At 70.1% G+C, this 8,309-nt stretch carries 9 protein-coding genes; 8 read left to right on the top strand and 1 reads right to left on the bottom strand.

Annotation, left to right across the window (positions count from 1 at the left end; genetic code table 11):
- Positions 1-204: helix-turn-helix domain-containing protein (locus LV75_RS34100; RefSeq protein WP_372504303.1), on the bottom strand; the 204-nt coding region annotated here is incomplete at its 3' end.
- Positions 205-722: 518 nt separating this feature from the next.
- Here LV75_RS34100 and LV75_RS34095 point away from each other — a divergent pair.
- The 8 genes from LV75_RS34095 to LV75_RS34060 all read left to right on the top strand — a co-directional run bounded on the left by LV75_RS34095 (position 723) and on the right by LV75_RS34060 (position 8,287).
- Positions 723-1,049, top strand: a complete 327-nt coding sequence (locus tag LV75_RS34095) for an antibiotic biosynthesis monooxygenase family protein (protein WP_253891669.1) — start codon at positions 723-725, stop codon at positions 1,047-1,049.
- A gap of 61 nt (positions 1,050-1,110) precedes the next feature.
- The gene (locus tag LV75_RS34090; protein ID WP_253891668.1) at positions 1,111-2,286 is read left to right on the top strand and encodes an acyl-CoA dehydrogenase family protein; all 1,176 of its coding nucleotides are present in this window, start codon (positions 1,111-1,113) and stop codon (positions 2,284-2,286) included.
- Positions 2,286-3,296 carry a s-methyl-5-thioribose-1-phosphate isomerase gene (locus LV75_RS34085; protein WP_253891667.1) on the top strand — a complete coding sequence of 337 codons (1,011 nt, stop codon included), beginning with the start codon at positions 2,286-2,288 and terminating at the stop codon, positions 3,294-3,296. Before LV75_RS34090 ends, LV75_RS34085 begins: the two co-directional genes overlap by 1 nt.
- Positions 3,297-3,337: 41 nt before the next feature.
- Positions 3,338-4,060 (top strand): acireductone synthase, encoded by a 723-nt coding sequence (gene mtnC, locus LV75_RS34080; protein WP_253891666.1) that lies wholly within the window; start codon positions 3,338-3,340, stop codon positions 4,058-4,060.
- Complete coding sequence (mtnB, locus tag LV75_RS34075) at positions 4,053-4,676, top strand: methylthioribulose 1-phosphate dehydratase (protein ID WP_253891665.1); 624 nt, start codon at positions 4,053-4,055, stop codon at positions 4,674-4,676. The genes mtnC and mtnB overlap by 8 nt, the downstream gene beginning before the upstream one ends.
- A 4-nt stretch (positions 4,677-4,680) precedes the next feature.
- Complete coding sequence (locus LV75_RS34070; RefSeq protein ID WP_253891664.1) at positions 4,681-5,253, top strand: 1,2-dihydroxy-3-keto-5-methylthiopentene dioxygenase; 573 nt, start codon at positions 4,681-4,683, stop codon at positions 5,251-5,253.
- 80 nt (positions 5,254-5,333) lie between these two features.
- Positions 5,334-7,793, top strand: a complete 2,460-nt coding sequence (locus tag LV75_RS34065) for a tetratricopeptide repeat protein (protein WP_253891663.1) — start codon at positions 5,334-5,336, stop codon at positions 7,791-7,793.
- Entirely contained in the window at positions 7,790-8,287 is a 498-nt protein-coding gene (locus tag LV75_RS34060; RefSeq protein WP_253891662.1) for a toll/interleukin-1 receptor domain-containing protein, read from the top strand. The genes LV75_RS34065 and LV75_RS34060 overlap by 4 nt, the downstream gene beginning before the upstream one ends.
- Positions 8,288-8,309: the final 22 nt, after the last annotated feature.

The following is an 8,309-nucleotide window of genomic DNA, read 5'->3' as shown; positions in this document are numbered from 1 at the left end:
CAACTTCCGCGGCTTCGGCCGAGCCAGTTTCTCTCCCGCTCGGCGATCGGCCGCCACGGCCCGATACCCGTCCCGCCCGCCATTGCGGGCCACCTCGCGAGCAACCACCGAATGATGCCGACCCAGCATCAACGCAATCGAACGGAAAGAGCGGCCCGACCGCAACTCACGCGAAATCGTTTCCCGATCATGCGAACCCAACACGACACCACGCACAGACACAATCTCCGATCACTCCGACACGAAGATCATCCCACACCCGGCGCACTCACCACTGGAGACCAAGCACCCCGACAAAACCGGGAGCAGCGAACGGAGCCTGTGGACAACCAGAACCATTGTGGACAACCGCCCCCGCGACCACCCCAACAACCACCCCGCGCAAGATCATCTACACCAAGAGCCCCCAATGCACAGCCTACCGAAACAGCCCGACACAACGGGAGAACCAAGCATCACCCTGTGGACAAGCAAGCCCGTTGTGGACAACTCGGCCTGTTGGGCAGCCGGGCCATGTGAGCGCCCAAGCCTGTGCCGACACCCAAGCCATTGTGAGCACCAGGGCCATGGAGAGAACCCAAGCCTGTTGCGGCAGCCGAGCCATTGCGGGGCACCCAAGTCTGTGCGCAATCACTCATCGCCGAAATCCGAGCCCGCTGTCCACAACCGATCGACCCGTAAACACCCACCCGAACGCCACCATCCCCTGCTTCACTATCCCCATGCACCTCACCACCACCCCCGCGCCCCCCTACTACGCCGTCATCTTCACCTCCATCCTCAGCCCCCAAGACGCCGGCTACCACGAAGCCTCCGACCGCATGTTCGAACTGGTCGCCACCTCTCCCGGCTTCCTCGGCTACGACTCCGTCCGCGACACCGACCGCATCGGCATCACCGTCGCTTACTTCAAGGACGAGGCCTCCATCGCCACGTGGCGTGACCAGCCTGAGCACGTCACCACCCGGCACCGTGGGCGGACTGAGTGGTACGAGGCGTTCCAGGTGCGGGTTGCCCGGGTGGAGCGGGCGTACGGGAGTCCCACATAGCGGTCGTCATCTCGCCGACCGGCATACTGCCGGGGGAGTCCGAGGACGCAACGGGAGTGTGATGGGGCACCAGGCGTGGGTCGAGGTGGCGCGGGAGGTGGCCGGGCGGCTGGCGGCCGATGCGGTGGAGCGGGAGCGCAAGGGCGCTGAGCCGCTGGTCGAGGTGGCCCTGCTGCGGGAGAGCGGGTTGTTGCCGCTGCTGGTCCCGGTCGAGCACGGCGGCCACGGGCAGGACTGGGCCGTCGCGCACGCCGTGCTGGCCGAGGTGGGGGCCGCGGACGCCTCGGTGGGGCACCTGCTGGGCTACCACTACCTGCACGTGTGGCGGACCACCCTGTTCGACCGGCCCGACCTGACCGAGGAGCTCAACCGGGCGACCGCCGAGCACCGCTGGTTCTGGGCCGGTGTCGCGAACCCGCGCGACGACGCCCTCGTTCTGTCTGATGTGGACGGTGGATACCTGGTCAACGGGCGCAAGTTCTTCGCGACCGGGGCCAGCGTCGCCGACCGGCTCGTGGTCAGCGGGGCGCACGCGGGCACCGGGCGCAAGCTCACCTTCACCCTCGACGCGACCGCGGCCGGGATCCGGTACCTGGGCGACTGGGACAACCTGGGCCAGCGCTTGTCGGCCAGCGGCGGGGTCGAGTTCACCGACGTGTTCGTCGGTGAACACGACGTCCTCGGGGCGCAGCCGCAGCCCGGGGACGCGCGGGCGCAGCGCGACTCCCTCGCCCCGCTGGGCTTCCAGTTGATCCTCAGCCGCCTGCTCGCCGCGATCGGTCGTGGCGCGCTCACCGAGGCCGCCCGCTACACCCGGGAGACCGCGCGCGCCTGGCCCGCTTCCGGCGCCGAGCACGCCACCGAGGACCCGCACATCGTTGCCGGGTACGGCAGTCTGCTGTCCCGGTTGGAAGCGGCCGACCTGCTCGTCGACGCCGCCGCGCGCGCGTTCAGCGACGCGGCCGCCCAGGGGGACGCGCTGTCCGCCGACGAGCGTGGACGAACCTCGATCCGCGTGTCGCACGCCAAGGTCGTCACCTCCGAGCTCGCCGTCGAGATCACCAACCGGCTGTTCGAGTTCACCGGCGCGCGCGCCACCGCCGCCAAGCACGGCATCGACCGGTTCTGGCGCAACGCCCGCACCCTCACGCTGCACGACCCGACCGTCTACAAGGCCGCCGAGGTCGGCAGGCACCTGCTGACCGGCGAGTACCCCGCCCCGACCGGGTACAGCTGATGACCAGGCCGACCCTGGACGAGAGCGTCAAGCTCGACGCCGAGGCCGTCACCATCCTCGACCGCAGGCGCTTCCCGTTCGAGCGGGTCTGGGTGCGCTGCACGACGGTCGACGAGGTCGCCGTCGCGATCGAGGACATGGTCACCCAGTCCTCCGGTCCGTACTTCGCGGCCCTCTTCGGCATGGTCCTCGCCGCCCGCGACGCGGCAGGTCTACCGGCGGCTGATGCGCGTGCCGCACTGGACATAGCCGGTGGGCGCTTGATCGCGAGCCGCGCCACCAACAACCACCTGCGCAAGGCCGTCGCCGCTGTCCTCGCTGAAGTTGACGCTGCCGGTCCGGTCGTGGGGGAGGAGTTGGTCGCCGCAGCGACACGTGGAGCCGAGGCGGGCGACGAGCTTTACCGCGCTAAGAGCCGCGCTCTAGGCGAGCACAGCGCCAAGCTGCTCCCCGACGGCGCCCGCGTCCTCACCCACTGCTGGGCCGACGCCTACCTGATCGAGACCGTCGCAGCGGCCCAGCGGCTCGGCAAGGACGTGTCTTTCTTCTGCACCGAGACCCGCCCCTACCTGCAGGGCGCCCGGCTCACCGCCGAGACCCTCGCCGAGATGGGCGTCGACACCACGCTGATCACCGACGGCATGGGCGCGTCGGTGCTGCAGGGCGGCCTGGTCGACGTGCTGCTCACCGCCGCGGACCGGGTCACCCTGGACGGGCACGTGGTCAACAAGGTCGGCACCCTCGGCCTGGCCGTGGCCGCGCACGCCTTCGGGGTGCCGTTCCTGGCCCAGGTCCAGGCCCCCGACCCGGCCGCGCCCACCGCGGCCGACGTCCCGATCGAGCACCGCGACGGCACCGAGGTCCTGCACACCCTGGGCGTGCGCACCGCCAGCGACAAGGTCCGCGGCCACTACCCGGCCTTCGACGTCACCCCACCGCGCTTCGTCACCACCATCGTCACCGACCGCGGCCCCTTCGTCCCCGCCGCCGTCGCCGACTACCACCGTTGACCGCCGCAGGCGGCGACCGCCGCCCGGCAGAGAGAGGAACCGTGACCGACACCCTGTCCGCCCAGTGGGTCGTGCTCGACATCGAGGGCACGTTGATGCCGACCGTGGGGGTCCACGTGGTGCTCTACGACTACGCGCGCCCCCGGCTGGGCCCGTGGATCGACGCGCACCCCACCGACCCGCTGGTGCTCTCGGCCGTCGCGCGGACCAAGGCCGAGGCCGGGTTGCCCGAGGACGCCGACACCGCGGCCGTCGTGGCCGTGCTGCACGGGTGGATGGCCGCCGACCGCAAGGCCGCGCCGCTCAAGGACCTGCAGGGCCTCATCTGGCAGGACGGCTACGCCCGCCGCGACCTCGTGTCCGAGTACTTCCCCGACGTCGTGCCCGCCCTGCGCGGCTGGGACGAGGCCGGGCTGAAGCTGGCCGTGTTCTCCTCCGGCTCGGTCGCGGGCCAGATCGCGTCGTTCTCCACAACGACCGAAGGCGACCTGACCAACCTCTTCCGCCACCACTTCGACACCGTCAACGCGGGTCCCAAGCGTGAAGCGGCCTCTTACGCCGCTATCGCCGAGGGCATCGGTGGGCCTACCCCGCAGCGGATCGTGTTCCTGTCCGACGTCCCCGCCGAGCTCGACGCCGCTGCCGAGGCAGGCTGGCAGACGGTGGGCCTAGCGCGCGACGGTGAGCCTTACGGCGGCGCGGACTTCGGTGACCACCGGGTCGCTAAGTCCTTTGACGACTTCCGGATCGTGCCCGATGCCTGACCTGGTCACCGCCGGACAGGCCATCGTCACCGCCGGTCAGGCAATCGCGGTCGAGTCCGCCCGGTACACGGCCCTGGGCTGGATGCGCGGCACCTCGGGCAACCTGTCGGTCACCCTCGGCCGCGACCCCCTGCGCCTCGCCGTCACCGCCAGCGGCCTGGACAAGGGCGAGCTCACCGCGCACGACGTCGTCGAGGTCGACGGCACCGGTGCCGCGCTGCCCGGCCAGCGCCTGCGCCCGTCCGCCGAGGCGGGCCTGCACGCGCGCATCGCCTCGGTCGCGGGCGCAGGCGCGGTCGTCCACCTGCACATGCTCGCCCCGGTCGTGGCCGCCGAGCGGTGGCCGGGCGGCATCGAGCTGAGCGACCTGGAGATGCTCAAGGGCTTCGGCAGGCGCGCGCACGACGACCTGGTGCGCGTCCCGGTCGTGCCCAACTCCCAGGACATGGGCGTGCTCGGCGACGCGTTCGAGGCGGGGTACGACCCCGAGACCCCGGCACTGGTGGTCGCCAGGCATGGGGTGTACGTGTGGGGGGACGACCTGATGGTTGCCAGGCACCGCGCCGAGTGCCTGGAATGGCTGCTGCGGTTCAAGACCGCGATCGCGGAGGGGTGACCCGATGACCCAACTGACCGTCTGGCCCGACACCGACCCGACCACGGTGCTCACCCGCACCCGCGACGAGGCCGAGATCCGCGAGACCCTCGCCGCCCTCGGTGTCCGCTTCTCCCGCTGGCCCGTGGTCGACCTCCCGCTGAACCCGCCGTCGGACGAGGTCATCAAGGCCTACCAGACCCGGGTCGACGAGGTGTCCACCCGCGAGGGCTACCACTTCGTCGACGCCGTCACCATGACCCCGGCGGACACCGACGCCTGGCGCGAGCAGGCCGCCACCGCCCGGGCCAAGTTCCTGTCCGAGCACACCCACGACGACGACGAGGACCGCTTCTTCGCCCGCGGCTCCGGCATCTTCTACCTGCACATCGACGGCAAGGTCCACGCCGTCCTGTGCGAGGCGGGCGACCTGCTCAGCGTCCCCGCCAACACGACCCACTGGTTCGACATGGGCACCCGCCCCGACTACATCTCCATCCGCTTCTTCCACGACGACAACGGCTGGATCGCCAACTTCCTCGACGACTCCATCGCCCACCACTTCCCCACCTACGACCAGATCACCGCCGAGTCCTGAGCGGATAGGATCTTCCAGCGCAACGACGCGGTCCACGCGAGCGATGGACCGGGTGGCGGAACGGGAGATCGGGGTGGTCGGTGGCGCGTCGGGTCTTCCTCTCCTACGCGCACGAGTCCGAGGAGCACCGCGCCCTGGTGCGCTCGTTCTGGTCGTTCCTGCGCAACAACGGTGTTGACGCGGTCTTCGACCAGGTCGCCGAGGGTGAGCGGCAGGACTGGGCGCTGTGGATGGCCGACCAGATCCGCGACGCCGAGGTCGTCTTGTGCGTGGCCTCCCCGCAGTACCGGCTCCGTTCGCAACAGCAGGCCGAGGGCAACGGCGTCCGCTGGGAAGCCCGCCTGATCCGAGCCGAGTTCTACGCCAGCGGCGGCGACCTCCAGAAGTTCGTCCCCGTCGTTTTACCCGGCCAGTCCCCCGACGGCGTCCCCGACTTCCTCGCCCCCGCCATCACCACCGTCTACACCGTCCGCGACCTCACGGTGCCTGGTGCGGAAGACCTGCTCCGCTTCATCCTGCGCAAGCCGAAGCTCGTCGAGCCGCCGGTCTTGCCCGAACCCGACTTCGACACCTGGACCCCGGAGACCGTCGAGCCCGCGCCCCCGGTCACCGACCAGGTCGTCTCCCCGAACATCGGCGACATGACCCCGGTGGTCGGCCGTGATCAGGAATTAGCCGACCTGCGCGCCGCTTTCACCGCTCCGAAGAAGAGCCGCGCACCGGTGGTGCGGATCCTGACCGGCATGGGCGGTGTCGGCAAGAGCAGCCTCGCCCGCGCCTACGCCGAACGGCACCTGGACGACTACGGCGTGGTCTGGTGGATCCACGCCGAGGACAAGGTGGCCCGCGAACGCGACTACCGCGACCTGCTCGACCTGGTCCGCCCGGCGTCGGAAGCCGCGCTGGTCCGCAATCCCGTGCACGCGGTCAACACCTGGCTGTCCGAGCTCAAGCAGCCCTGGTTGCTCATCCTCGACAACGTCCCGACGGCCGCCGCGCTCAACGGGCTCGTGCCCGCCCGGGGAAACGGCCACGTCCTGGTGACCAGCCAAGCGGGTCGATGGCCCAAGCCCGACACCGTCCACCGGGTCGAGCCCCTCGAGACCTCGGCCGCCGTCGAACTGCTCACCACGACGACCGAGGACACCGACGCCGACACCGCGGCGGAACTCGCCGACGAACTCGGCGGCCTCCCGCTCGCCCTCACCCAGGCCGCGGCGTTCACCGCCACCACCGGCATCGGCCTGGCCGACTACCTGCGCTTCTACCGCGACCGCAGCGCCGACCTGCAGGCCGACAACCAGCCGGACGACTACCCGCACACCGTCGCCACCACGTGGTTGCTGGCCATCGAGCGGCTGAGCCCATTGGCCCGCGAGGTCCTCGACACCATCGCCTACCTGGCCCCGGACGCCATCCCGACCTCGGTGCTGCACCCCTTGGCAGACGACGAACTCACCCTGGTCCGCGCCATCGGCGAGTTGCTGTCCCACAGCCTCATCACCAGGGGCACCACCACAACGATCACCGTCCACCGCCTGGTCCAATCCGTCACCCGCCACCGCGACGGCCTCGCCCACGCGACCCGGGCCAGGGACCTGGTCGCCGCGGCCCTACCCAGGCCGATCCTGGTCGTGGACACGATGACCGCGTGGCAAGACCTGCACGCGCACGTCCTCGCCGTGGTCGGCCACCTGCCCGATGATCCGGAGGCGTTCGAACTCCGGTTCCGCGTCGCGCAGCTCTACGACGACCTCGGTTTGCGGCGCATCGCGGTTGTCCAGGCCGAGCGGCTGCTCGAGGACGCGGAGCCCGCCTTGGGCGGGGAAACCGCGCTGGTCCTTCGAGTGCGCGGTCATCTGGCGTTCTGGACCAGGGACGGCGACGAGAGCCGGGCGCGGCTCGAAGAAGTCCTGGCGGCGCAGGTGGCGCTGCTCGGGGTGGACCACCCGGAGGTCTTGGACACCCGGCACGACATCGCGACCTCCTGCCTCGAACTGGACGAGTACGAGAGTGCCAAGGCCATGTTCGCCGAAGTCGCGTCGGCGCGTGCTCGCGTGCTGGGGGCCAGTGACTACCGCACCCTCGTCTCCAGGAGCTACGTCGCCGACGTGCTGGCGGAAATGGGGCAGATCGACGACGCCATCGCCCTCTACGAGACCGTCCTGGCTGACGCGGCCGCGGAGTTCGGCGAGATCAGCCCGCAATTCATCGACCTGCAGTCGGAGTACGCCGACCACCTGGGGAGACGGGGCGACCCGGCGACGGCCCGCGACATGTACACGGTGATCGTGCAGCGGCTCGCCGACTTGCGCGGGGAGTACGACCCGCTGACGGTCGGGCTGCACCTGCCGTGGGCGTCGTGGACCGCCATGGCGGGCAATCCGCAGAAGGCCGGGAGCATCGTGCTCCGCATGCTCGTCATCCTGCGCAAGAGCCTGAGCAAGCAGAGCCCGCTGGTGAAGCAGTTCGAAGAGGGACTGCGCTCGATCAAGAACGGCCAGGGCATGTCGAGGCAGACCGGGAAGAGGAGGCGGTGACTGTGTCGAGGGTGTTCATCTCGTATGCGCAGGAAGACGGCCACAACGAAGTCGTCCAAGGCTTCTGGGAGTTCTTGCGCAACAACGGCATCGACGCCCGCTTGGATCAGGTCGCGGCGGGGGAGCGGCAGGATTGGGCGCTGTGGATGGGGGAGCAGGTCCGCGACGCCGACGTCGTCCTCTGTGTCGCCTCCGAGCGGTACCGGATGCGGTCCGAAGGTCGCACCGGGCCCGATGAGGGCAAGGGTGCTCAGTGGGAAGCCCGCCTGATCCGCGACACCTTCCACGCCAACCAGCACGACCTGCAGCGGTTCGTCCCCGTCGTCCTACCCGGACAGACCACCGCCGGGATCCCGGACTTCCTGGCCCCGTCGACCACCACCTACTACGTGGTCGAGGACTTCACAGTAGAGGGTGCCGAGGCGTTGCTGCGGTTCCTGCTCAAGAAGCCGAAGGTCCTGGACATCCCGCTCGGGCGGCAGCCGGACCTGTGACCGCGCGGGCCCCGGAGAAGGC

Origin of the sequence: Actinokineospora diospyrosa (assembly GCF_024171925.1) — a bacterium.
Lineage (GTDB): Bacteria > Actinomycetota > Actinomycetes > Mycobacteriales > Pseudonocardiaceae > Actinokineospora > Actinokineospora diospyrosa.
This window is presented reverse-complemented; position numbering and strand designations above follow the sequence as displayed.